Origin of the sequence: Paenibacillus algorifonticola (assembly GCF_000971975.1) — a bacterium.
Classification (GTDB): domain Bacteria; phylum Bacillota; class Bacilli; order Paenibacillales; family Paenibacillaceae; genus Pristimantibacillus; species Pristimantibacillus algorifonticola.
The window spans coordinates 138,313-164,601 of record NZ_LAQO01000018.1 but is presented as its reverse complement, the minus strand read 5'-3'; the positions used below and the strand labels follow the sequence as shown (position 1 = coordinate 164,601).

General features: G+C 50.6%; 17 protein-coding genes and 1 pseudogene. 14 read left to right on the top strand and 4 right to left on the bottom strand.

Annotated features, from left to right (window positions below):
• Window positions 1-63 precede the first annotated feature (63 nt).
• The 6 genes from WH37_RS37500 (at window position 64) to WH37_RS22630 (ending at window position 5,570) form a co-directional block, all read left to right on the top strand.
• Window positions 64-351: an aldo/keto reductase gene (locus tag WH37_RS37500; RefSeq protein WP_046232910.1), complete on the top strand. Its 288-nt coding sequence runs from the start codon at window positions 64-66 to the stop codon at window positions 349-351.
• Window positions 342-590, top strand: coding sequence for an aldo/keto reductase (locus WH37_RS37495; RefSeq protein WP_052737156.1), 249 nt, complete (start codon window positions 342-344; stop codon window positions 588-590). The genes WH37_RS37500 and WH37_RS37495 overlap by 10 nt, the downstream gene beginning before the upstream one ends.
• A gap of 205 nt (window positions 591-795) precedes the next feature.
• Window positions 796-1,707 carry an NAD(P)-dependent alcohol dehydrogenase gene (locus WH37_RS22645; protein WP_046232952.1) on the top strand — a complete coding sequence of 304 codons (912 nt, stop codon included), beginning with the start codon at window positions 796-798 and terminating at the stop codon, window positions 1,705-1,707.
• A gap of 84 nt (window positions 1,708-1,791) precedes the next feature.
• Complete coding sequence (locus WH37_RS22640) at window positions 1,792-3,408, top strand: helix-turn-helix domain-containing protein (protein ID WP_046232909.1); 1,617 nt, start codon at window positions 1,792-1,794, stop codon at window positions 3,406-3,408.
• A 123-nt stretch (window positions 3,409-3,531) separates the two neighbouring features.
• Window positions 3,532-4,521, top strand: a complete 990-nt coding sequence (locus WH37_RS22635; RefSeq protein ID WP_046232908.1) for an ABC transporter substrate-binding protein — start codon at window positions 3,532-3,534, stop codon at window positions 4,519-4,521.
• On the top strand, window positions 4,518-5,570 hold the full coding sequence (locus WH37_RS22630; protein ID WP_046232907.1) for an NAD(P)/FAD-dependent oxidoreductase: 1,053 nt from the start codon (window positions 4,518-4,520) through the stop codon (window positions 5,568-5,570). Before WH37_RS22635 ends, WH37_RS22630 begins: the two co-directional genes overlap by 4 nt.
• A 95-nt stretch (window positions 5,571-5,665) precedes the next feature.
• Here the strand turns inward: WH37_RS22630 and WH37_RS22625 are convergent, their stop codons facing one another.
• On the bottom strand, window positions 5,666-7,126 hold the full coding sequence (locus WH37_RS22625) for an MFS transporter (protein ID WP_046232906.1): 1,461 nt from the start codon (window positions 7,124-7,126) through the stop codon (window positions 5,666-5,668).
• Between the two features lie 128 nt (window positions 7,127-7,254).
• On the bottom strand, window positions 7,255-7,599 hold the full coding sequence (locus WH37_RS22620) for a ribosomal protein L7/L12 (protein ID WP_046232905.1): 345 nt from the start codon (window positions 7,597-7,599) through the stop codon (window positions 7,255-7,257).
• Between the two features lie 173 nt (window positions 7,600-7,772).
• Here WH37_RS22620 and WH37_RS22615 point away from each other — a divergent pair, with 173 nt between their 5' ends.
• The 6 genes and pseudogenes from WH37_RS22615 to WH37_RS36635 form a co-directional block, all read left to right on the top strand.
• Entirely contained in the window at window positions 7,773-9,242 is a 1,470-nt protein-coding gene (locus tag WH37_RS22615) for a spore germination protein (protein ID WP_231594325.1), read from the top strand.
• Between the two features lie 18 nt (window positions 9,243-9,260).
• A complete protein-coding gene (locus WH37_RS22610; RefSeq protein ID WP_046232904.1) occupies window positions 9,261-10,376 on the top strand; it encodes a GerAB/ArcD/ProY family transporter in 1,116 nt (371 codons plus the stop codon).
• The gene (locus WH37_RS22605) at window positions 10,354-11,526 is read left to right on the top strand and encodes a Ger(x)C family spore germination protein (RefSeq protein ID WP_046232903.1); all 1,173 of its coding nucleotides are present in this window, start codon (window positions 10,354-10,356) and stop codon (window positions 11,524-11,526) included. Before WH37_RS22610 ends, WH37_RS22605 begins: the two co-directional genes overlap by 23 nt.
• Window positions 11,527-11,731: 205 nt before the next feature.
• On the top strand, window positions 11,732-15,166 hold the full coding sequence (locus WH37_RS22600; RefSeq protein ID WP_046232902.1) for an S-layer homology domain-containing protein: 3,435 nt from the start codon (window positions 11,732-11,734) through the stop codon (window positions 15,164-15,166).
• A gap of 298 nt (window positions 15,167-15,464) precedes the next feature.
• A complete protein-coding gene (locus WH37_RS22595; RefSeq protein WP_046232901.1) occupies window positions 15,465-15,653 on the top strand; it encodes a hypothetical protein in 189 nt (62 codons plus the stop codon).
• Window positions 15,654-15,760: 107 nt separating this feature from the next.
• Window positions 15,761-15,865: pseudogene (locus WH37_RS36635) on the top strand (ABC transporter substrate-binding protein); the annotation flags it as partial.
• A 128-nt stretch (window positions 15,866-15,993) separates the two neighbouring features.
• Here the strand turns inward: WH37_RS36635 and WH37_RS22585 are convergent.
• Both WH37_RS22585 and WH37_RS22580 read right to left on the bottom strand, forming a co-directional pair.
• Window positions 15,994-16,362, bottom strand: a complete 369-nt coding sequence (locus WH37_RS22585) for an alpha/beta fold hydrolase (protein ID WP_052737155.1) — start codon at window positions 16,360-16,362, stop codon at window positions 15,994-15,996.
• A gap of 52 nt (window positions 16,363-16,414) precedes the next feature.
• Entirely contained in the window at window positions 16,415-20,893 is a 4,479-nt protein-coding gene (locus WH37_RS22580; protein WP_046232899.1) for an AAA family ATPase, read from the bottom strand.
• A gap of 174 nt (window positions 20,894-21,067) precedes the next feature.
• Between WH37_RS22580 and WH37_RS36070 the strand changes: the two genes are divergently transcribed.
• Both WH37_RS36070 and WH37_RS22575 read left to right on the top strand, forming a co-directional pair.
• Window positions 21,068-21,238 carry a hypothetical protein gene (locus WH37_RS36070; protein ID WP_177218029.1) on the top strand — a complete coding sequence of 57 codons (171 nt, stop codon included), beginning with the start codon at window positions 21,068-21,070 and terminating at the stop codon, window positions 21,236-21,238.
• Between the two features lie 122 nt (window positions 21,239-21,360).
• Window positions 21,361-26,163, top strand: coding sequence for an invasin domain 3-containing protein (locus WH37_RS22575; protein WP_082110962.1), 4,803 nt, complete (start codon window positions 21,361-21,363; stop codon window positions 26,161-26,163).
• Window positions 26,164-26,289 lie beyond the last annotated feature (126 nt).

Here is a 26,289-nt window from a genome sequence, read left to right as displayed (position 1 = left end):
TGAGAGCATGTCAAGCCATTCATGTTGTTCATTAGGACGAAGAAAAGAGGTTATCGACCGATTATGCAAACAAGAAAACTAGGAAACGAAGGGCTTGAAGTATCCGCCCTAGGCCTTGGCACGATGATGATGCCGGATAATGAGGAATCCGTAAATACGATTTTGGGAGCGCTTGACCTTGGGGTGACTCTTTTTGACACAGCGGATATTTACGGACAGTTCGAGCAGCAGCGCTTCGGCGGAAATGAGAAGCTGGTAGGCCGGGCGCTCAAAGGGCGGCGTGATGAGGCGATTATCGCCACCACTATCCACGCTTTCAGGGTGACAATTTCGCCAAAAATTTGGAGGTAGTCGCACTGATTGAGAAGCTGGCTGCGGAAAAAGGCTGTGCGCCTTCCCAGCTTGCGCTGGCATGGCTTCTAGCGCAGGGGGAGCATATCGTGCCGATACCGGGCACGAAGCGGCTGGATCGCGTGAAGGAGAACCAAGGCGCCCTTCACGTTTCCTTGTCGGCGGCCGAGCTAGCGGAAATCGAGCGCATTTCGCCAAAAGGCATCGCCGCTGGCGGCCGTTTTCCCGGTCATTCGTAAGACTGGTTCAGCCGCATGACGTTAGCAAGCCCTCGATTCCGTTCGAGGGCTTTTTTTCTTTTGCCGATAAGGGATTCGTGTCGCCCAGCGCTATTTTCAAAACCATACTTAAGTAGCTACTCGTCATGCTTCGCTGCACCTATACTTATGGCAAAAGAATGCGCGGGAGGATGTCTATATGAAACCGTTGAACGCTACGAAAACGATGAAAGCTGTATTTTGCACAAAGTATGGAGCACCGGAGGTTTTACAGCTCAAAGAAGTGAATAAACCGGCTCCGCAGGACAATGAAATTTTAATCAAGGTGTACGCGACCTCTGTTACATCAGGGGATTGCAGAGTTCGCGGCTTTAAAAGTCCGTTTTTATATCGGCTCCCCATGCGGCTCTTCCTCGGAATAACTAGACCAAGACAGCCGATTTTAGGCGTGGAGCTAACAGGAGAGGTTGAAGCAGTCGGCAAAGACGTCAAAAAATTCAACATAGGCGATGCCGTTTATGCGTTCACGGGTATGCGTTTTGGCGCCTACGCCGAATATGTCTGTCTCTCGGAAAATGGCATGGTGACGCTTAAGCCGGCCAATATTTCTTATGAGGAAGCTGCTGCTGTTCTGTTTGGCGGAACGACGGCGCTGCATTTTTTTCGAAAGGGGCAATTGCAGAGCGGTCAAAAGATGCTGATTTACGGAGCTTCCGGCGCGGTAGGAACCTCGGCAGTCCAGCTTGCCAAGCATTTTGGAGCAGACGTTACGGGCGTATGCAGCACCTCTAATGTAGAATGGGTGCGGGCACTCGGCGCAGATCACGTCATTGATTATGCGTTGCAGGATTTTGCGGAAACAGGCAAACGTTACGATATCATCCTTGATGCGGTGGGCAAAACCTCGAAGGCGCATGCCAGAAAAGCGCTGACGCCGAACGGCAAATTTATATCGGTTGAAGGCCAGGGAGTGGCGAAGGTGCTTGTGGAGGATTTGCTGTTTCTGAAGGATCTCATTGAGGACGGCGAGCTCAAAGGCGTGATCGACAAGAGCTACCCGCTGGAGAAAATCGCCGAGGCGCATCGCTACGTGGATCAAGGGCATAAAAAAGGCAATGTGGTCATTACCGTACAGTAGGCGGAGAAAGCGAACTAAGCGCGGCAAGGCAGTTGTTTTACATCCCTATTCCTTGTACATTGGTTAAAAAGGAAGGGGAAGGCTATGGAAACCGAGCAAGATGTGCTATATGCGTTTAAATCCATTCAACAGCTGGCTTGTGGTCCGAGTCAGCCCGAGCACTTATTTCAAACCCATTTTCATTGGATGCTGATTGGCATGGCAGGGGCTGGAGCTGTGAGCATGGAGCGCGGTCGAATGGAGCTGACCCCGGGCACGGCTATTTTAGGCAGTCCGGGGGACTGCATTTTGCAAACCGAAACTGAAAATGGAGAATGCCGTGTCTTTTTTATAGAGTTTATGCCCCTTTCTATTAGGATGCCGGCGCAGGATGGCAGCTTAGTGGAGGCAGGGGCTGTTTATTTGCATATGTGCAAACATGCCTCCAATGCAAGCGAGCTTATCGCACTGGCAGAGCAGCTGTTTTCGATTACAATCACGCATCCTGAAGTGCCACAGCGCAGCTTAACGGCACATATGCTCATTCAGCAGATGATGCTTTGGTGGGTAAAAGATCATCAAGCAGGCCTTGATCAGCGCTGGACAACCGAGCAGTCGGTTTTGGCTGCTTTGCGTTATATGGAGTCGCACTACACCGAAGCGCTGACGAGAGAGCAATTAGCTGAAAAAGCTGGAATTGCCAGCACCTACTTCTCCGTATTATGCAAAAAAGTGTTGGGACTCAGCCCTTCTGATTTTTTGGAACGGCTTCGCGTGCATCGTGTATCCGAGCTGCTGCTGCAAGAGCACGGGCATAAAAGCAAGCTTGATGAATTGGCGCATCGTTCCGGCTTTCGTGATGCCTGGTATATGAGCAAGCGGTTTCGCAAGGTACAAGGGATGAGCCCCACGATGTATAAGCAAGCTTTTGTACCAGAGCGTATCGCTTCCCTTGAGAATCCGTATACCTACCATTTCATTGCCCTCGGGGTTGTGCCCTGCATCGCCCGCTTCAGCAGCAGCAGCCATGTGGTTATCCCGTCTGACATTCGCTCTGAGGTGACGGAGCTTCCTATGCTGGCCTCCATCGAAAGTCAGAAAAAATGGCTGGAGATAAGCAAGCCGCAGCTCATTGTGACGAGCAGCATGGAAAGCGTGCAGGAGAGATTCCGCTGGCTGGCGCCAGTTGTTCATATCCCTTGGTTAACGTTGAGCTGGCGGGAGCATTTGAAACGGATTGCACGCCTAGTTGCAAAGGAAGCCGAAGCGATTCGTTATATCGAAGCATTGGATCAGCAGGCAAAGCGGCTTCGCCAGAAGCTGCAGGACATCGTTGCTCCAGGTACGACGGTCAGCCTGTTCAAAATCGAAAATAACCGCTGCTATTTATATGGTATAAGGGATGCCGGATGCATTTTTTATGAATTTCTTGGCCTGCTGCCGCATCCTGTTATTCAGCAGCATTTGGCTCAAGATCCTAACTTTCACAGCATGGAAATTTCGATGCGGCAAATGGCCGATTTTGCTGGCGATATCAATTTTATTATTTTGGTCCCCAATGTGAGCAAGCAAAATGATTTGCTGCGAATGAATGAGCATTGGCGGCAGTTTGAGCTGAAAAATGAGAGATCGGTTATCTATTTGGATTACCGCGAGTGGCTGCACTATGATCCCGTTCATATCGCCGATCAACTAACAAAAGTGTTGCCATTATTTCAATGAGCAGCGTATTTCGTTAACAATATGACCAACTCCTTTTAATAATCGGATATAGCGGCTCTCCTTATTCCTCCCTATAATTAAGAATGATTATCGATATCATGAGCATAGAGGGGAACATGAGAGATGCGCACAAAAATGATTTTCATCGCCAGCATGCTGGTTATTATGTTGGTAGTAACGGCATGTGGACAGAGCGGGGCGGCTAATCAGAGTAATCCTGCAGAAGCTGCGGAGCCTGCTGCTCCAGTAGAAGAAGCGCAAACCCGAAAGGTGACAACCGTAAATGGCGAGGTGGAAATACCTGTTAACCCGCAACGGATAGTTGCAACCTATTATCTTGGCGAATTGGCAGCACTCGGCATTAAGCCCGTTGGTACAGTGGATCGACAGCTTGGGAAAGCAAATCCCAATCTGGCTTCATATTCGGAAGGAGTGGCGAGTATAGGCGATTTTCCGCCGAATTTAGAGGCCATTGCCGCTTTAGAGCCAGATTTAATTATCGCAACGGATTTTGACAATATTGAATATGCGGATTATTCCAAAATCGCCCCTACCATCGTTATCCCGTGGACTACCGCCGATGTCGCAACGAAATTGCGCTCCATTGCCGCATTTTTGGACAAGGATGCCGAGGCGGAAGCCTTTATTCAGGAAATGGACGCCAATGCGGCTAAAGCAAGAGAGGCGATAAAGGATGATATATCTAAAGAGGAAACGGTAGCCATTATCCGCTTTTTTGGCAAATCCATTCGGGTATATGGCGGACGCGATATTGGTCATGCTCTGTATCACAGCTTGGAATTGACGCCAACGCCGATTATTAAACAAGCGATGGAACAAAATCCAAACTTCACCAGCACGGAGGATGTATCGCTGGAGCAAATTTCGGAATATGCGGCAGATCGTATTTTTGTCGTAGTGTCCGATGAAGAAGCCGACAGCCAGTATAATGAATTGCAGAAATTGGCTATCTGGGCTAATCTTCCGGCAGTGAAAAATAACAAAGTATACAAAATTCAAGCTGACAAATGGTTTGCTTATGACCCTATTTCGATAAACGTCACCGTTGAGGATGCTGTCCGCATTTTGACTGGGGAGGACGATAAAGGATGACAACGGGACTGGAGTTATATGATGTAACGATTATCGGCGGCGGGCCGGCGGGCTTGTATGCAGCCTTTTATAGCGGGATGCGGGATATGAAGACAAAGCTGATCGAGGCGAAGGAGGAGCTTGGCGGAAGGCTGTTGATTTACCCGGAAAAAATGATTTGGGATGTCGGCGGGCTGAAGCCTACCCGTTGCGAGCAATTGATTGCGCAGCTCATTGAGCAAGCGCAAACCTTTGATCCGACAATTGTGCTCGGCCAGCAAATTACGGGTCTCAAACGGCTGGAAGACGGGACGATGATCGTTACTTCGGACACTGGGGAACAGCATCATACGCGTACGCTTATTTTAGCGCTAGGTTACGGCGTAGCCAAAGTTGCGAAGCTGGAATTGGAAGGAGCCAATCGCTTCGAGGTGACGAATTTGCATTATACGGTGACGGATTTGCAAAGCTTTCAAGGCAAACGCGTGCTGCTCTCCGGTGGCGGCGATACAGCGGTGGATTGGGCGATGGAGCTTGAGGCTATTGCCGCCAGCGTTACAGTGGTACACCGCCGCGAGCGTCTTGGCGGACATGAGAAGAATGCGAGATACGTAGAGGAGTCCTCCATTCACGTATTCAAGCCATTTGCAATTGCACAGCTGCATGGCAATGGTGATGCGATTGAAGCGGTCACCATTGCACGTACAGATGCAGATTGCGAGCTGACGGCAGATACGCAGCGTTTAGACGTTGATGCCGTCATCGTCAATCATGGCCAGCTAAGCGATTTTGGACCAATTGTAGACTGGGGTCTAGATATGGGGCAATGGAGTATTGCGGTCGATGAGAAAATGGGGACGAATTTGCCGGGCATTTTTGCAGCGGGAGATACAGCAAGCTTTCCAAATAAGCTGTATTTAATTGCCGGAGCTTTTAATGATGCAGCGATTGCAGTGAATGGGGCCAAGCTTTATTTGGAGCCGAAGGCGCCTTCTATGGCCTATGTTTCTTCACATAACGCGAAGTTTAATGAGCGGAATAAAGCGCTCCTGAATAAAGAGCGCGATTAGGAAATATGGAACGAACAAAAAAATCGTATTCTCACAGTTGGATGAGCACATCCCTTTTGTGAGAATACGATTTTTTTTGTAGAGACAACGCCCCGCTAGTAACTCAACGCGCGATCTTTTTTTCCATTCAACGCGACAAAAGCTGCAAAAAGCAGCAGGACGGCTCCTGTGAACATAAACCCTTGAAAAGTGTTGAAGGGCAGCCAGCCTAGCAAGGAAGATCCGACCACGACTCCTAAGGAGAAGAAGGCGTAGAAGTAGCCGTAAGCTTTGCCGCGCAGCTCTGCTGGCGTGGCTCTAATAAGCATCGTGTTTATCGATGGAAATAGGAAGGCGAAGCCTACTCCGTACAGGCCAAGCACGCTATAAAGCGTTAGTGTCGTCGTCGCTTGGCTAATGAGCAGCTGGCTTAATCCCATTAGGCCAATACCTAGCGCCAATGTGATGGACGGTGCAATGCGGTCAAAAATACGGTTGGTCGGAAGCACAAAGATAAGTACCGCAATGATGCCAAATGTACTCATTAAGGTGCCGCTTAATCTCGAATCATAGCCTAATGACTGCACATGCAAAGGCAGCAAGTAAGCGATGACGCCTTGGGAGAACATGAGGAAAAAAGCGCCGCCATAAGCTTTGATCACTCCTGCATTCCAAATCGAGCCCGCTAACGGAACGGCAGCCTCGCCCTTCTCTTTTTTCGGAATTTTATATTTGCTAAGAAAAATGGCCGACAAAATCGCAAGAGCAAAGCCCAGCACAGCTACGCATGTGAAAACGAAGGGCACGGACGTTTTGCTAGCCATGATGCCGCTGAAAGCCGGGCCGATAATAGCGGCTAGTCCGACAAAGGTACCGGTAAAGGCGACCTTTTTGCCTTGCTGCTCATTGATCGTCGTATTGGCTGAGAAGGTAAAGGCAGCGGGAACGATTAATCCGGCGACAAAGCCGTGAAGGATTCGAACGATGATCAATAATAAGGGTTCTTCTACGAAATGATAAAGCAGCAGAGCGGTGCTGGATAACAGCAGCCCGGCCATTAAGATTTTGAAGGGCCCGATCCGATCCGTCATAATCCCCGATAATATATTGCCGAACGTATTGGATAACGAATACAGCCCAATGACAAAACCGACGATAAAGGAGCTTGCACCGACGGAGGCCGCAAACGTGCTCATGACCGGAAGCTGGGAAAATAAATCGAAAAAGGAAAAAAACACAATGCTGTATACGAGCACGGAGTAGTTAAACGTCCGTAAGCTATAGCCCGCCTGCACCTTCTTCAGCTTCCAGTCCAGCACAAAGTTGCCGAATGGCACAAAAGCGGCGATTACGGCTGCGGCAGACCAAAGCAGACTCCACTTCACCCGAATGGCGGCATAAAGGATAGCTGCTGCATATAAACAGAAAATTCCCCCGTGAATGCTTCCTACTATCGTTACGGCTCTATCGAACCCCCAAATATATTTCAAGGGCATGGCGATGCCTAGCAATACTAATAAAGAAATACCATCTAATAAACCTGTCATACGTAAAAAATAGATTGGATGTGCCCGCACTTGTTATGCTCCTCATTTATATTTTGAACGGAATACTCTATTCTACCACTTTATGAGGGTAGTGAAATAGGATAGACACTAAAGATTCAAAATTGGAAAAGAGGAGTGAAGGATGGAAATGAAGCAGATCAATACTGCCTCCGCTCCAAATCATCGACGTAGTCCTTGGCTTCCTTTAGGCCAACATCGCTTACTTCCCGGTATTCCTTGATCGCCTGAATCCTTTTTCCTGCGGCAATCAGCATAAGCAATCGTTCATCTATATTTGCAGAGGAGCTGACATGGGGCATACCCGGTGATGAGGGAGGCGTAGTCAGGTTTGGCCGCGGTAAGCCTGCCATTCCCTCCCGGCTGATTGTCCATTGAAGCTCCGATTTGATTTCATTAAGCTGCCTCTGCAGGCTGAATACTTTCAGCAGAAGCAGGAGTGACAGGATTAAGGCGCTGACAGCGATTATTTCCACAGTCTCCACTTGAAATCCCTCCTTCTTGTATGATTATTCATTATAGCACAACATTTGGAATGCTCCTTTTTTTATAAGGGAGCGCTGTGCCCGGCACCTTCCACTTGCATCGAAATCCACTTATTGGGTAAAACTAACCTCGACTATTCTCGAATATTTGCAGATAAAGGAGCTAGCCGATCATGATGGATGACACGCAGCTGTCCAAAGAGCTTCACCATAATGTGGAGGAAATCAGAAAGCAGATCGGGCATAGCCCGGATGTCGTGATCCGGTCGTTCTGTATGGGCGATCTGGCCTTTCAGGCTGCGCTTATATACATTGATGGTTTGGTCGACAAGCTGATGATTCATGAACAAGTGCTCAAGCCGCTTATGCATCTGGCGAAAAACGCTGCCGAATATGACAGAAGGACGGCGGCAGCCGAGGCGATTATTTCGGCAGGCGAGGTGAAGGAGCAAAATCAGCTTGCTGTTTGTGTCATGGAGGTGCTGTCCGGCAACACCGTATTGTTGATTGATGGCACACATACGGCGATCGTCATTGACACTCATGGCTGGGAGCGCCGCTCGATTGAGGAGCCGGTTTCGGAAGCGGTCGTGCGCGGGCCGCGGGACGGCTTCACCGAAACGTTGCGCAGCAATACAGCGATGCTCCGCCGCCGCATTAAGGATCCGAGCTTCACGATGGAAATGTACAAAATCGGCAGGCGCTCGCAGACTGATGTTGCTGTGCTGTACATTAAAGGCCTCACGAACGAAGCGCTTGTGGAGGAAACCAGAAGCAGGCTGAAGCAAATTGATATTGATGAAGTGCTGGAGTCTGGTTATATCGAGCAGCTGGTTGAAGATAATAGGATGTCCCCGTTTCCTCAGGTGCAAAATACGGAACGGCCGGACCGGGTGGCAGGCGCCTTAATGGAAGGAAGGGTCGCCATTTTAATCGATGGAACCCCAATTGTCCTTATTGTGCCAGTAACGTTTGCGATGATGATGAGCTCGCCAGAGGATTATTATGAGCGCTGGCTGCCTTCCTCGCTTATCCGGCTGCTGCGCTATGGGGCAGCTTTTATCGCCTTGTTCCTGCCTTCGCTGTATATTGCTCTTATTTCCTATAATCATGGACTCATTCCAACGAAGCTGGCTATATCGATTGCGGCAGGCAGAGAGGGCGTACCGTTTCCCTCTATCGTAGAAGCGCTCATTATGGAAATTACGCTTGAAATTTTGCGCGAGGCGGGGCTGCGGCTGCCGAAGCCGATTGGACAAGCGGTTGGCATCGTCGGAGGACTTGTCATCGGGCAAGCCGCTGTACAGGCCGCAATTGTAAGCCCGATTATGGTCATCGTCGTGGCGCTGACGGCGATATCCTCGTTTGCTTTTCCGCAGTATGGCGCGGGTCTGGCGATTCGCATTTTGCGCTTTGGCATGATGATGGCGGCTGCGGTGCTGGGCCTTTATGGGGTCATTTTGTTTTATATTTTAATTACCGTTCATATGACCAGGCTTAAAAGCTTCGGTGTACCTTACCTCTCGCCGTTTGTGCCAGCGCATCCTTCACAATGGAAGGACCTTTTCCTCCGCTTTCCGCTCCATATGTTGAAACGGCGTCCCGCAATGGTCAGCCCTCAGGACGACAAGCGGCAGAAATAGAGACAAGGGGAATGCAGGATGAAGACAAATGATAGGAGCAAGGACTCCATTACCGCTACGCAAGCGGCCATGATGACTGCAAAAGCAATGATCGGCACAGGCATTCTGGTGCTGCCGCAAAGCATAGCCAAAAGTGTGGAAACGCCAGACGGATGGCTGTCCGTTCTGCTTAGCGGCATACTGGCTATGCTGTGCGGCTTTGTTGTCGTAAAGCTTAGCCAGCGCTTTCCCGGCCGGACCTATTATCAATACAGCCAGGAAATTGTGGGCAAATGGATCGGAGCCTGCATTGGAGCAGGGATGTGCTTGTATTATATTTTTTCTGCCGGCTACTTGCTGCGTGTCATGGGGGAGGTTGTGCGCATGTATTTGCTGGATAAAACGCCGATCGTCATTATCATGCTCACGTTTATGGGGGTTGCCATCTATATGACGACGGCGGGGATCAACGCGATCGCGCAGCTAATAGAGCTTTTTTTGCCGATTATTATCTTGATTATGGTTGTTTTTATCATTTTCAGCTTTAGGGACTTTGAGCTGGACAATTTGCGTCCGGTATTGGGGGAGGGATTTGCGCCGGTGCTGAAAGGAATCAAGCCATCCATTTTGTCCTTCAGCGGGTTTGAAGTGATGCTGTTTGTGACCGCCTTCATGTCTGAACCGCATAAGGCGATCAGGGCAATCTTCGCAGGAATCGGTTTGACGGCAGTGCTTTATACGCTGGTCGTTGCCGTTGCTATTGGCTCCTTAACGGTGGAGGAAGTGCAGACCGTAACGTGGCCAACGATGTCAGTAGCGATGAACATTGAGCTTCCCGGCGGTTTTTTCGAGCGCTTCGAGTCTTTGTTTACCGTTTTGTGGGTCATATCGATGTTTACAGCCTTCGTACTGTACCATTATGGGGGAAGCCTGGGGTTTGGACAGCTGACGGGCAAAAAGTTTCAGCTATTCGCCTACTTATCTTTGCCCCTTATTTTTATGATTGCCATTTGGCCAAGCAATTTGAACAAGCTGTTTAAGCTTGGCGACTATATCGGTTATGCCTCGTTTTTCATGTTCGGCATCATTCCCGTTATGTTTTTGATTTTGGCGGCGGTGAGGAGGGCCCAGCATGCAAATAAGCGCGCGCAATAGGTCTGCCCTGCTGCTCATAATCGTATTTCCTTTGCTGCTGGCGGGCTGCTGGGATCGTAATGAAATCGAGGAAACGGGCATTGCGCTTGGAATCGGCATCGATTTCCCGGATGAGCAAGAGAAAGGGGCAAGGCCGATCATCGCCATGACCCATCAATTTGCACTGCCCAACCAGTTTTCGGAGAGCACCAGCAGCAAGGTGCAGAAGGATTACGTCAACATGTCTAGTAAAGGGCCGATCGTCTTCGATAATATTAGAGAGCTGTCTACCCGATCAGCAAGGCCGCCTAATTACGAGCATTTGCAAGTCATAGTAATTAGCGAGAAAGCGGCGCGAGCGATTGATTTGAAAAATGTCATTAACTTTTTTCTGCGTAATACCGAAACAAGGCGTTCGATCCGGGTCGTGCTTTCCCATGGAAAGGCGAGCGATATTTTTCAACAGCAGAAGAGTACGAAAACCCCGGCGCTGGAGCTGCGCGAGCTAACGGACAATTATCGCAAGACACTGCGCATCCCTCCGCCGCTAACGCTTGGCAATATGTCGGAGCATCTGACCGGGCAGTCCAGCTTTGTCATGCAAAGCGCAGCCAGCTCGCCAGAAGGAGCGAAGCTCTCGGGCGGAGCTGTCATTAAGGGTACTACAGCCCGGATGATCGGCTTTCTCAGCGAAACCGAGACGGTGGGAGTGAATTGGCTGCTTGGAGGCAATCATTCCAATGGCATTGTGGAGGGTGTTGAGCCAAACAGCGGCGCCATGCTTGGTTATGAGGTACGGAAGATAACGTCCAGCATTCAGCCTATCGTCCAAGGTGACAACATTTCTTTTCGTGTGAAGATTAAGACAACAGGCAAGCTGCGTGAGGATTGGGCATTTCCTGGCGACGCATTTGATGCTGATTTCATCAATCGTGCGGAGCAGGCTACTGCGGCCAAGATTAAGCAAATAGCGGAAAAAGCGCTCGCCAAGACGCAGCGCCAGTATAAAGTGGACGTGGCCCATTTCGGCAAGCGCCTCAGCATTAAGCAGCCTGCGGTATGGAAACGGGTAAAGGATGGCTGGGAGGAGCGCTTTAGCCGAATGCCCGTTTCCATTGAGGTGGAAGTGGATATTCAGGAGTTTGGTACGAGAGGAACGAAGCGGAACTAGGCCGCGATGAAGACTAGGAGAATATAGTGGACAGCGTGAAATTTACATCGAAATGAATAAGCTAAAAAATATAATTCCCCCTCTGATTTTATGGTAGAATTATTCAGAATAATACAATATAGCTTAATATAATGGTGCCTAAAGCGTCAGAATCTATCATTATTTTGAGTGATAAGCTATAACGATATGATCGAGGGGGATTTTTGTGAAAAGATGGCTTGCTGCAATGATGGTTGTCATTTTATTTGTATATCCGATGCTGCTGCCACCAAAGGCATATGCAGCCGGCACGATGTTCACATCCGTTGCTTCGCAACTAAACACGACGATGGCACTGGATGCAAACGGTCAAATCTGGGCGTGGGGCAGCAACATTTCTGGTCAATTTGGAGACGGGACAAACGTTTCCTCGCATACTCCCAAAAAGATTACGGTCATGGATAATGGCGCAACTGTGACGTTCAAGGAAGTGAAGCCGAGCTTCGACTCCGCACTTGCCTTGGACACGAGCGGACAACTGTGGTCGACAGGAGATAATGGAAAGGGTCAATTGGGGCTTGGCACTGGAACTGCGAGTACGATGGTATGGACCAAGGTTGAAGTGATGGACGGCGGTACGGCTGTCACCTTTAAGAAAATCGCCGCCCTGCGTTACACTTCGCTTGCATTGGACAGCAATGGCAAGCTGTGGATATGGGGCTTCAGAACGTGGACGCCTGATCCTTATGTCCCGTCTAAAATGGGATTCACTGACGGCAACGGAGATCCTGTCGTTTTTGAAACGCTGGAGGGGAATGAAGAAAACGGTATCGCAATCGATTCGACGCAGCATATTTGGGAAATTTTCAATTCCCAGTACATGCCCTCGCGATTATCGGTGTTTGATGGCGCGGCGGAAGCCGAATTTCAATCAATCGCAGTCGGAGCAGGCTACGGTACGGGTACGTTTCTGATAATAGCCATTGATAACATCGGCAACGTATGGACCTGGGGAGGAAACGATCAAGGGCAGCTTGGGGATGGACAAGTTTCCGGCGACAGATGGTTCCCAGAGAAAAATCCGGTGCTAGACAGCGGAAATCCGGTGAAGTTCGCACAAGTTTCAGGAGGCAACAAGCATGTTCTGGCGCTCGATGAAAACGGTGATATGTGGACATGGGGAATGAATGCTGCAGGGCAGCTTGGAGACGGCACGACAATTAATTCCGCTCCTCATAAAGTAGCCGTGTCGGATAATGGGACGTCTTTTCAATTCGTCTCTCTAACTGCCGGCTTTGAAGTGTCATATGGGCTTGACCAAGACGGCCGCTTATGGTCGTGGGGAAAACAATATATGCTTGGTGATGGGGGAAATGGCAGCGGAGCGCAAGCAACGCCTGAAAAAATATTTTTGCAGCCTACTGTAACGCTGCAAACGTCGGTAGCATCGTCTACCTATCTCCAGCCTATTACTTTGACCGCTTCCGTTATTGGTGATTTCGACACTCCGACAGGGAACGTAGAGTTCAGGGATGGAGGCTTGCTGCTTGGCACCTCTTCGCTTGCTGCGAACGGAACGGCAACATTAACTGTTTCGTCGCTGCAACCGGGCACTCACGCCTTCACTGCACATTATGCAGGTGATGACTTTTATTTAGCGAGAACAACGAGCAACCTGGCTTTTCAGGTGACGATGCCGGATGCACCGGTTATTTCTATAACGCCATCAACGACAGCACAGACGAATGATCCAATAACGCTGAACGTCACCGCGTCAACCTATGGCATTGGCAATTCGCTGTTCAGCTTGAAATGGCTGCCGGGCGATCATGGTGCGACCGCATTTGCGGGTGCTGGAACCGACATATTGGCTGCCGGAAGCTTTGATGTGGCCAGCAATGGCAGCTATACGGTACATGCCAAGGATTGGGCGGGCAATGAAACGGTGAAAAAAATAGAAGTAGTGAACATTGTTCCACTACCAAACGACAGCCTCATCAGCCCCTTGGCTGCCAGCTTCGATAAATACACTGGAGAAGTGGCAAATATGGACGTGGCAACGGGGCTGACGCTTAACGGGAATACGCTCAGCAGCATTGCTAACGGCGCAGCAGCGCTCGCTCCAGGAACGGATTATACCGTAACAGGCAGCACAGTAACGATTCTGAAAGCGTATTTGATGACGCAGCCAGTCGGTACAACGAGCCTGACGTTTACATTCAGTGGAGGAGCAGATCAGACGCTGACGATAGCGATAGGCGATTCTACGCCAAGCCCGACACCAACGCCAACACCGAGTGCAACACCAAGCCCTACTCCAACGGCAACACCGATTCCGTCACAAAATCCAGCCTCGACTTCTTCTAATGAACGGCCAAACTATCAAATTGTAACGGATTCGTCAGGCAAAGTTGTGATCATCGTTGCTCCTTCTGTACTGGCAACCGAGAAAAAGCCGGATGGGACGAATTATCAAAAGCTGATTGTCCCGGAAAGTATTTTGAATCAGGCTGCTGGTCAGTTAAAGGACACGGCGAACCCGATTATTTTAATCAGAATCGACAATAAGGAAAGCGCCGTTCAGGTGCAGCTTCCGGCTTCATCGATTGCAGCTATTGCGAAGTCTTTCCCGAATGCTGTAATCGAGGTCGAATTAAAAGGCTCCAGCATGCAGCTTAAGTCTAGCGTACTTGATTTGGAGAATCTGGCGAAGCGGCTTGGCGTTTCCGTATCCGATTTGAAAATCAATTCGACGATGGAGCAAGTCAGCGATACTGTGCGCAATGAGCTTATGCGGGTTGGGAATGACAAAGGGTTCAGTCTGCTAGGCAGCGTCATTGATTTCCAAGTAACGGCTGAAGCGAACGGGCAGACCGTGGACATTGGCGATTTTGGCGGGATGTATATGGTTCAAGCCATTGTGTTTGAACAGGCAGTCGCGGGAGATTTGGTGTTTGCCGTGCATTATGACCCTGTCACTAGACAGGTTTCGTATATTCCAACCCAATTGGGCGCAAGAAACAATGGCAGCAAGGAGGCCGTCATGAGGACACCTCATCAAAGCATCTATGCGGTAATCAGAACGGACGGGCCTTCTTTTGCTGACATGCAAGGGCACTGGGCGAAAGCAGAGGTCGAGCAGCTTGCTGCGAGGTTCATTGTAAATGGTATTTCCGCTGAGCGTTTTGCACCAAATGACAGCATTACACGGGCTGAATTTGCTTCCTTGCTCGTGCGCTCAATGGGTATATCTTTAGAGCATGACTCCGCGTATAAAGGTTTTACTGATATAGCCTCGACTGCATGGTATGCTTCTGAAGTAGAAGCAGCAGTGAGAGCGGGGCTCGTTCAGGGACTAACCTCGGAGCGCTTTGGACCCAATGAGCGGATCAGCCGGGAACAGATGGCGGTTATGATTGCCAGAGCATTGACGATTGTCTCCAAAGACGGAACTGAGCCAGTAGATAGCGGGGCGCAGGTTGCATTTGCTGATAAGGATCTGATCTCCCCGTGGGCCGAGACCGCAGTTGCCGAGACCGCTAAAGCAGGGATTATTACCGGAATGGATGGCCAAGCATTCGCGCCTAAAGACTCTGCAACTAGAGCGCAGGCGGCAGTGATGCTGAATAGATTTTTGCAAGCAGCGGGATTTATAAGCTAGTGCGATTTTAAAACGTTTCATAATACTAGGCAAAAGGCACCTGTAACTTGCAAGTGTTTTTTTGCTGTTTTTGGCCATAATGCCCATTAGGGAAGGAATCAAAGCGAACAGGACGCATCGTTGATTATTAAAGGGAGGAACAAGAGAAATGGACGAGTTTCATTTTATCCAAAAAAGCCGATGGTCGTTAGCCGCTTGGAGCAGCGCTAATGGAACTGCGCGTTCATCGTTTTCTTCCCTCGACAGCAGTTGAGGGGCCCGGTATCCGTGCCTGCCTTCAAAGTTGGAAGTTGAACAAGTGGCGGCACAAATTTTAAATGGACCTGAAGTAGAGGGGATGACCTTTACCGGTTATTTAGTGGAGGATTTGCGGAGTGCTGGCAGGGCGGATTGGCTGTGCAGCCAAGGTAAGAGAAAAACGCTGATCGTTACCTTAGGCTGGCGCTTGGCGAGCCGAGTGCTGACACTTCAACCGACCTCTCATTGAGAAAAGTAATTCCCGCGACCGTCGACGATGCGTGGGGATTTCAGAAGCTGAACACAATGTTCCGGGTACTGGAATGGTGTGTAGTCTTCGGAGGTCGTTAGTTCGTAAACAATCGCGTCTTTGAGGTCGATGCGAAAGGATTTTATTTCAACGATCCATTGAGCTTGGAATATCAGCTTGAGTTTTTCCTGCAAAGCTTTCTCGGGCAATAATGCTTTTAAAACGAAAGCCCTGCGCCAGATGGAAGAAATTCCACTGGAGCAGGGCTTTTTCGCGTGAATCCAAATAACAATGACAGTGGCATCCACATCCAGTATGAAAGGCTGCCCGTTAGCTCTTCTTAGCTGTTCATCTTCAAAATTTCTTCAACGATTATCGCTGGATCGGTGAACATGACGAGATGGCCAGACTCAGGAGCCTCGACAAATCTGCCGCCCGGCAAGGAAGACGCGGTATCGCGATGGGCGGCTATAATAGCCGTCCTTATTTTTTGTTCCGATCGTATCGGTTTCGTTCCCGAAATGACGCAAACCTCCAAATCTCCAAGCGCTAAAGGCTTGGTGCGAAGTCCGGCCAGATCGTCCAGAAACGGCGTTAGTTCAGCAGCCATCGTCTTGGCAGCCGCAATCGTGAAATCCTCCTTGCCATCGCCAGTGGCGACATATGCACTTGATCCAAATGAATGTGAGGGTATAGGGATAATGTTCATGAATACCTCCATTTAGTGAGCCGATTAGGTTTGCGCAATATGGCCGTCGAATTTAGCTGAGCAGCTTCATCTCCTTCGCTTGAGCGACTGCTTTTGTACGCCGATTGACCTTGAGCTTGGCAAAAATATTTTTCACATGCACCTTTACCGTGCTTAGGGCGATAATGAGATGCTCGGCAATCTCTTTATTGGATAAGCCTGCGGCAAGCAGGGCAAGCACCTCTAGCTCGCGCTCCGTAAGTGGCTCTGCAATCATGCTGGGCATCGGAAGTATGTCTGTTTCCTTGCTGGTCTGGGGCTCGGCTTGCTCCGGCAAGCTTTGCAGGACACACATTAATAAACCGTACGACGCCATAGCGAGCAGTACCGGGATGCGGTCAGCTGTGAACACGCCGCTTGCCAGCTTATTTTCAAGATAAAGCACGCCGAGCATCGTGCCGTGAACAGCAACGGGGATACATATAACCGACTGGGGCCGATGCCTTGCCATATAAGGATTATGGATAAGCCAGCTTTCTTCTGTTCCGGCATAATGAACCTTCTCCTGTGTACGCAGCACATAGCGGATAATGCCTTCGGGCAGCAGGGAGCTGTCATTCAGCTCGAAAGGGGACGGGACAGTCTGCTCCTCCGAGGCGGCATAAACCTGGACATAAAGGACATCATGGCTGTCCGTAAGCAGGGCTCCCTTGCTTGCACCGGCATGCTTCAAAATCGTTCTCATGATTTCCGCAAGCACGGCGTCCATATCGAGCGGGTTCGCAATCGCTTGTGTGGTTTGCAATATAGCGGCGAGATCGAGGCTCTCTGTTGATAGCGACTCACTGCTGCGGAAGCTGATTGGAGCAGCCGACTGTTCTTTATTGCTCCCGTCCGCCTCTACAGGCAGGGTGTATAAGGACATTCGTGCAGAGGCCGTATCTGCTTGTTCCTGCTCTTGCCGCTGCAAGCTCAGCAGCTGCTCCTCTAATTGCTCTGATTTTACGTACACTTCCCACTGTACATACCCATCTAGTGCTGTCTGTAAATAAAATATAGCCGTCTTGTTCATGGCTCGGGCCATGTAGTAGTTCGCTGCGAGCTCGGCTGCAAGGCTTATCGCCTGAATATCGCCCATCTCTCTAGCTTGGCGCAGCGCCTTGTCATAAAGCTCCTCCGCCACGCTTCGCTTATTGCAGGAGCGAGCATATTCAGCATGAAGAATATCGGATCTGGCCTGATAAAAGTCCGGGCTCCATACGGCCCATTTTCGGAAACGCCCAAGATTGCGCAGCAAGCTTTTTCTCATAGCCGGATGTTTGCGCAGCTCGGGATAGGCCGCTATGATGGCTAGCGATTCATAAAACAGGCATTCTGGCAAATGGGGCAAATGGGTGGCGTAGGCTTCATGCGTTTTCGCTTGGCTAGCCCATTGGATCGCCTCCTCATAGCGCCCGAGAAGGCAGCACAGCTGCGTTTTATAGGCGCTGAATTGAAATAGAGTTGTGGCTGCGGTTTCCTCTTGTCGAATTTGCTTTAAAAATTGCTCCTCATCGAAGCCAGATCCGCTAAAGGAGTCCGGCGCAGCCGTCCTGCCTTGCAGGGCGAGAAAAAACTGCTGATAAAGGTAAAAATTTTGCCGCACGAATTCGTCCTTCGTTGTATCCAGCACGACCATATAGTCGGCTATTCTCCGGTTTAACTCGCTTAGCGGCGCTCTTGCGTACAGGGCGTTTATATGGGCTCCGATCGCATAGCTGGCAAACACATAATCGCCGGAGTCCATGCCAAGACGCATCGCTTGGGATACATAGACATCGCCTTCCCCAGCCTTGCCGGCAAATTGGCACAATACTCCGCCGTAGATCGTATAGGTTTTGCTTTTAACCGAAGAGATATTGTACTGCTCGGAAAGCTCCACGCCTACCTTGCCAATGGCATAGCCCTTGTTGAATTTGCCCATTGCATTGCCCAAAACCATGCCGTAAGCCGAATAGGCAGCGGCGGAAACCGGTGTGTTCCCATGTTTAAGCGACAGCTGGATTGCCCGGCACATGAGCAGAAAATATACTTTTTTATTCGTAAAGAAGGTGGAGGGCGCCATCGCAAAAATTAAATTCATCGCTGCGATGCGGTCCGCATCGGTCATTTCCTTCAACTGAGCAAGCTTGTCATAGCGATTACGCAGCAGCATTTCAATTCGCAAGCCTTCAATCATAAGCATTAGGCTTCCAGGGTTAGGATCAATTATAATGTGATGCTCTCTCAAGCTTTGCAGGCCGAGAGCAGTGCCTTCCAAATATTTGCCCTGATTGACATATTGCATAATTCGGATCATAAACACGCTGCTTCGTTCAGCTGGGCTGCGCGCATAGCTAAGCAGCAGCTCAATGTCTCTGCCGGATATCTCGTAATTGCCGCACATATATTCACATTCCGCTTTTTGGGCATAGAGGTCAAAACAAAGCTCAAAGGACGTCTCCCAATCGTCTGTATTCAGCAGCAAGACTCCCTTGTGGAAATAGCCTAAGGCGACATCATAGGCGGAGGAGGCTTTGGCCCTTGTTCCTGCCTCCAGATTAAGCTTCACGAGCTGAAGCCGTTCTGCTGGATCTGCGACCAGCTTTGCGCCCCTATTCAAATGATTGACCGCATCAAACGCATGCTCTCCGGCTCCTGCTTCCGATTCAGCTTCGTGCTGCCCGTTCAAAAAGCGGCCGATTTGGACATGCCGGGTCTGCTTCGCGGAATCGTCCAATTGGCTGTAAATCAGCTTCTGTATGCTGTCGTGGGCAAAACGATATTGATGCTTTTGGATGGGAATGATGATTCCTTCAGCCTCAATAGCGGACCATTCTGTGGACACCGCCTCGATCTCCTGATGGGCGACCCGGGCAATGACATGCGGCGAAAAGGTACTGCCTACACAGGAAGCGAGCTGGAGCAGCTTCTGCGCTGTGGATGACAGTCGGCTCAATCTATACGTCATCAAATCATGAATGGCAAAGCTTGGTTCCCGCTCGATCATCTGCTCCCAATCCCATTGCCAGCTGCGTTTGTCGTGGTTGTACCTTAAACTGCCGTCATCCTGCATGCGAAGCAAAATTTGCTTGAAGTGAAACGGATTGCCGCCAGATTTATGATAAAGCAGCTCCGTCAAAGATGATGTTGTCTCAGCCGGGCTGTTCAGTGCCTCCATGACAAACCGCTGAATCGGCTCGATATCGAGCGGCTCCAGATGAAGATGGCGGACGACCGCTTGCTCGGCGACGCTCCCATCCGGCTCATACCCAGGCAGCTTGCTGCGGTCGGTTTCCAGATGGCGATACGCGCATACAAAAAGCAGGTACTGGCATTCTGGATCGCAGACTAGAGCATGGATAAGCTGCAGCGACGATAAGTTTGCCCATTGCAAATCATCAATAAACAGCACGATGGGCTGCTCTTTTGAAGCTAAAGCCTGCACAAATTTGCGGAAAACGTAAATGAACCGTTTATGCGATTCATGGGTAGGCAGCTCCTCCGTCATAGGCACATCGCCCAGCAGCAGGGCGGCCTCAGGGATAATGGCGGTTATGACGCCTGCGCCTGCGCCGAGAGCCTCACGCAGCCTAAGCTTCCATTGCTCCGACTTGTTCTTGTGCTCACCAAGCAAATGGCGAATAAGTCCACGAAACGCCTGAATAATCGGATGATAAGGGCTTTCATTCGCAAGCTGCTCAAACTTCCCCGTAATGTAGAAAAAATCCCGTGCTTGCAGCTGCTTGCGAAACACTTCATCGATAAGGCTGGTTTTGCCAATACCGGCTTCACCCGAAATATAGACTAATTCCGTAGAGCCGAAGCAGGCGGAATAGAAGGCCTGAGTGAGCATCGAAAGCTCATACTCCCTGCCATGAAAGCCAGGCTCCAGTATAAAAGCAGGCTGGGAGTGGCCAACTTTGTCCAAATCCGCCAGCAGGAGGGCAGCATTGGGATAGCGTTTGTCCGGATTTTTTTCAAGCAGCTTCATAATGATCGCTTCCAGTCCATCAGGCCAAGCCTTATGCTGATCCATTATCGGCGGAGGGCTCTGCACCAGATGCATGTACACCCATTCAAGCGGATTGTCCGCGACGAAGGGCAGGCGCTTCGCCAGCATTTCGTAAAAAATGACGCCCAGAGAATAAAGATCGCTTCGCTCGTCGACCGCCCGCAGCATGCGTCCGGTATTTTCTGGTGAGCAGTAGGGCAGAGACGGTTCGGAGATCAGATGTCCGGCCGGACGAATATAGTGGCCATCGGTACGCTGTACGGCAAATCCGTAATCATTCACGGCAGCATTATTTTTATCTGGAAAAATAGTGATTCGCTCAGGCCGCAAATCGAGATGAATCATGTGCTGTTGATGGAGCTGCCCCATGCTTGCCACAAGGGCTTTCGCCAAAGGCAGAAAAATCTCAGGCGGCATCCCCTCCGATTCGCCCATATATTGTCTAAGGGACATGGCGGAGGCAGATAGGCTAGGCTCCAATTGGCCGGTTTTATTTTCGAAAGGCTTCATTCCTGTCATTACCTAACACCTCTGGCGTCAAATTGCTCGTTCATTCCTTCTATTATATTAAATCGTGCACCTTTTACGTGCGATTTCAGTGAAAATACTCCTTAAGAGGTATAGGGTTATATCGTTTTTTACATTAATTTGGTACTTACACAGCATATGTAGAAAGGCTAGGGTGAACATACGATGACAGATGCCCTCATTGCTTTTGCCAGCACCATGCTTTTGGGAATCATCATTTTAGTGAAAATATGGTGGGATGGTGATGGCACCAGTTGGAGGTTTACGAAGTGGTTTAGCGGTATTTGTTTGGCGGTGGCTTTAGTGGTTGGGGGAATTACTTTTTTTAAAATATAGGAAAGGATATCCTAACGCTATCCTTTCTCTATATTTCTCGGAATGAAACGCGCCGCGCCGCCAAAGGATGGCGACAGCCGTTTCACCTTGATAGCTAGACTGAATTTATTTATTGGGGGATTATGATGAAAGTATGGAAATGGAATAAACGATGGATGGCTGTATTTCTTGCAGTTGTACTTTTACTGGAGCTGCCATCCGTCCGTATAGCGGAAGCAGCGGGAACTGCTGTATTGGATCAGGAGAGTTTAGTTGTCTATGGGAATATAGGGGCGAATGCTGAAAACCCGCGCTATCAAACCTTTACCCCAGCGGTAACGGGATACCTTGATGCCATTCATTTAAATCTTTCTGGTTCCTTTGGTTCTCCTGGGGCTCTTATAATTAGCATCTATAAGGATGGCAACCTGTCAACCCCGCTTGGATCTGCACAATTAGCAGCAATGGGGTCAGACTGGAACGCAGTTGATTTTTCCGGGACATCGATTTATTTAACAAAGGAAACGATGTATCGAATGATTGTTACTACGGAATATGCAGGCGGCTCGGGTATTTCATGGCGTGGCAGCTCTACTGATACTTATACAAGGGGTTATTCTACTGCTAGCGACCGTGATTTTTCTTTTAAAACATACATGGTCCCGGACTATTCGCTATCGCCAGCCTTAAGCAGCGTTTCTAGCGGTCAGTCGAGCCTTGCTGCCGATGGCACAAGCCAGACAACCGTGAGCGTGCAGCTGAAAGATGCGCAAGGAACGGCAATGACAGTGGGAGGGGAAACGGTTGCGATTACGGCGACGAAGGGGGCGATAAGCGCCGTTACGGATAATGGGAACGGAACGTATACGGCGACGCTGACTGCGCCTACGACGGTGGGCAGTGCGACAGTGAGCGCGAGCGTTGGCGGCCAGGCAATAGCATCAACAGCGAGTGTGCAGTTTGTGGCAGGTGCGCCGTCTGCGGCGCAAAGCACGGTTGAATCGAGTGCTGCATCCTTGACTGCCGATGGCGTGAGCCAAACAACGGTCAGCGTGAAGCTGAAGGACATGTATGGAAATGCCTTAACGAACGGTGGCGCGGCAGTAACGATCGTGGCGACGAAGGGAACGGTAAGCGCTGTAACGGATAACGGAAACGGGACCTATACGGCAAGTTTAACTGCTCCTTCTACAGTAGGAAGCGCGGTTGTCAGTGCAACCGTTGGCGGTCAGTCGATAGCGTCAACAGCGAGCGTGCAGTTTGTAGTCGGTGCCGCTTCAGCGGCGGCGAGCACCGTGGAGGCGGTGGCTGCGTCCTTGACCGCTGATGGCACGAGCCAGACGACAATAACCGTGAAGCTGAAGGACGCTCAAGGGAATGCTTTGACGAGCGGTGGCGCGGCGGTAGCGCTTGCTGCTACTAATGGGAATATTAGCGCCGTAACGGATAATGGCAATGGAACGTACACGGCGGTACTGACAGCCTCGATAACAGCAGGCAGCGCGGCCGTCAGCGCAACCGTTGGCGGTCAGGCAATAGCTTCGACAGCAAGCGTACAGTTTGTGCCGGGGGCGGCTTCTGCGGCTGCAAGTACAGTCGGAGCGTCACCCGTGTCCGTGACCGCCGATGGCGCGAGTCAGACGACGGTTAGCGTACAGTTGAAGGACATGTATGGAAATGCCTTGACGAGCGGTGGATCGGCGGTAACGATTGCGGCGACGAAGGGGACGGCAGGCGCCGTAACGGATAACGGAAACGGGATCTATACGGCAAGTTTAACGGCTCCTTCTACAGTAGGAAGCGCGACCGTCAGCGCAGCCGTTGGCGGTCAGATGATCGCGTCAACAGCGAGCGTGCAGTTTGTACCGGGAGCCGTATCGACGGCGACGAGCACCGTGGAGGCGGCGGATGCATCCTTGATCGCCGATGGCGCGAGCCAGTCAACGATAAGCGTAAAGCTGAAGGATGCGCAGGGCAACGCCTTGACGAGCGGAGGAGCAGTAGTAACGATTGCTGCGACGAAAGGGAATGTCAGCGTCGTAACGGATAACGGTGACGGCACGTATACAGCGACACTTATTGCGCCGATAGCAGTAGGAAGCGCGACCGTCAGCGCAGCCGTTGGCGGTCAGATGATCGCGTCAACAGCGAGCGTGCAGTTTGTACCGGGAGCCGTATCGACGGCGACGAGCACCGTGGAGGCGGCGGATGCATCCTTGACCGCCGATGGCGCGAGCCAGACAACGATAAGCGTAAAGCTGAAGGATGCGCAGGGAAATGCCTTGACGAGCGGAGGAGCAGCGGTAACGATTGCTGCGACGAAGGGGAGTGTCAGCGCCGTAACGGATAATGGTGACGGCACGTATACGGCGCTGCTGACTGCGTCTACTACCGTGAGCACCGCTATGGTGAGCGCCAAAGTTGGCGCTCAGGCGATAGCGGCTGCGGCAAGCGTATCGTTTGTACCGGGAGCTCCATCTGTAAGAATGAGTAGAGTTCAGGCGTCAAACGACTCCTTAATTGCTGACGGTGCAAGCCAGACAACGATACGTGTAAGTCTGAGCGACGCACAGGAGAATATTTTGACAACTGGCGGCGCGGCGGTGACGATTGCTTCAACGCTAGGAACTGTTAGTGCGGTAACCGATAACGGTGACGGCACGTATACAGCAGCGCTGACTGCCTCTACTACGTTAGGCGCTGCGATTGTGAGCGCAACCGTTGGCGGTCAGGCGATACAGATGACCGAAGAAATCACCTTTGTCGTTGGCGAAGCAAGTCCGTCCAGCTCAACCGTAACCGCGAGCGCAACGTTTGTCCGGGCAGATGGGAGCAGCAGTGCCTTGATTTCTGTGAAGCTGATGGATGACTATAACCATCCGCTTGAGGGACAAAACGTGCGGCTTCAAGCGAGTGGCGGGCACTCCATAATTGCTCAGCCTGCTGCAGTGACCGATGCAGATGGAATCGCCGTATTCGCGGTGAGTAATACGACCGCGGAGGAAGTCACTTATTTTGCCAAGGAGGAGGCAAGCGGAGTTGCGCTGGTTCAAACCGTGGAGGTATCGTTCGTCTATAATCAGCCTCCAACTATTGCACTGCAAGCTGATCCATCCACAGCAACGTTTGGAACGGTAACCGTTCATGCGACGGCAGCGGCTATAGGGGAATTCAACAGCATAGCTTCGATAAAATGGGCGGAAGGAAGCCGTACTACCTCTTTTTTTGAGACAGATGGCATGGATATAACGGATCAATTTGCTGTGCAGGCAAACGGAGTGTATTCCGTCTATGCGCTGGACGCCGCAGGCAATGACGCCGTTGCTACGATTGATATTCAAAATATTGTTCCTTTAAGCAGCAATGCGGATTTGACGAAATGGGAGCTAACGGGAGCTGGCGGAGTGGTGAGCTTCGATTTTAACCCCGCTATTACAGATCATACTGTCAATGTAGGTCAGGCGACTGCTGGTCTGAAAATGACACTGACCGCGTTGGATGCATATTCCAAAGTTTACGTAAACGGCACGCAGGTGACGAGCGGCACGTCAACTGATGATTATTCATTGGCAACAGGAAGCAATCCGTTTGAGGTTCAGGTTGAGGCGCAGGATGGCACGATTAAAAAATATAGGCTGAACATTATTCGCGCAGCTGCTTCTACTGTTCCCAATACGGGCGGCACTTCGAGCACGCCTTCAGCTTCTGTGGATACAGCGGTTGTTATCCAAATTAATGAACAAAATATAGCTGGAGCAGCATCACTTAAGCTTGGCGCTGATGGAGCAAAAACGATTCATGCCAGCCTAGATGCCGCTACTCTGAGCAAAGTGACAGGTTCACTAGGCGCGGTGGCAAAGCGGAATATCGCCATCTCCATTGCTGCTGAGGCAGACGTCGTCGAAGTGCAGCTTTCGGCTGAAGCAGCGAAGGTTCTTGCCGAAGCAGATGCGGTAGTGACGCTTAAGACGGCATATGGCGAATACCGTCTGCCTATGGCAGATCTGGCGAATGGGCAGTCCGAATGGAATGCTGCGACGAAAGCGCGCATTACGATTGGACTTGAGAAGGGGCCACTAGCAGCAACTATGCAAAAAGCAGCAGAAAAAGGCGGTTTTCAGCTGATTGGCAGCCCCATTTATTTTAAAGTGGAGACGATTGATGCTGGTGGCATAAACGAAATCGCCAGCTTCAGCCATTTTGCGGAAAGGGTTATTCATATGCCTGCAAATGCATCTCTTGCAGTGTCAACGGCTGTCGCATGGGATGAGACGTTAGGGCTGCGCCCCGTTCCGACGATGCTTATAGAGCAGGTTGGGCGAAAGTCGGCCGTCATCCACAGCTTGACGAGCAGCACTTATGTACTCGTATCCAAAGCTTCTGAATTAACGGATATTAAGGGGCATTGGGCAGCTGCAGAAATAGCTAATATGAATAGCAGAATGATTGTAAACGGTCTGGAAGGGAAGCAATTTAAGCCGGACGCCGCCATTACTCGTGCTGAAATAGCAGCTTTGCTGGCAAGGGCGCTAGGATTGCCGAACGTTGGCAGTCGCACGGACTTCCATGACGTTGTCGATTCGAGCTGGTACAGCAGTGCTGTGGCTGCGGTAAAAGACTATGGCATTATGGACGGATATAAAGACGGAACATTTCGGCCAAATGAGGAAGTATCCAGACAGGAAGCTATCGTGATGGTCGTTCGAGCGCTGAAGCTTGCGGGCACAGGAGCCGATTTGGAGGCAGGTGCTGCAGAAGTCGATTTATCCCTATACGTTGATCATACGCAAATTGGCAGCTGGGCGCAGGAGGCGATGCGGACAGCGATATTGAAGGGCTTGGTGAAGGGCTACGGAAATGAATTGCAGCCGCAAAAATTACTGACCCGTGCTGAGACGACCGTGCTGATTTACCGGATGCTGCTGCAAGCAGGGCTCATTCAGTAGAGGCAATGGAGTCGTGAGTAGGTATTAGGGGCATCTCATGCATGCGTGGTCAAGGGTTCGTCATCGAACAGCGGTTTGCATCCGCTCGTTTAAAAATAACCGGAGAAGGGAGTGATTTCGACTAGA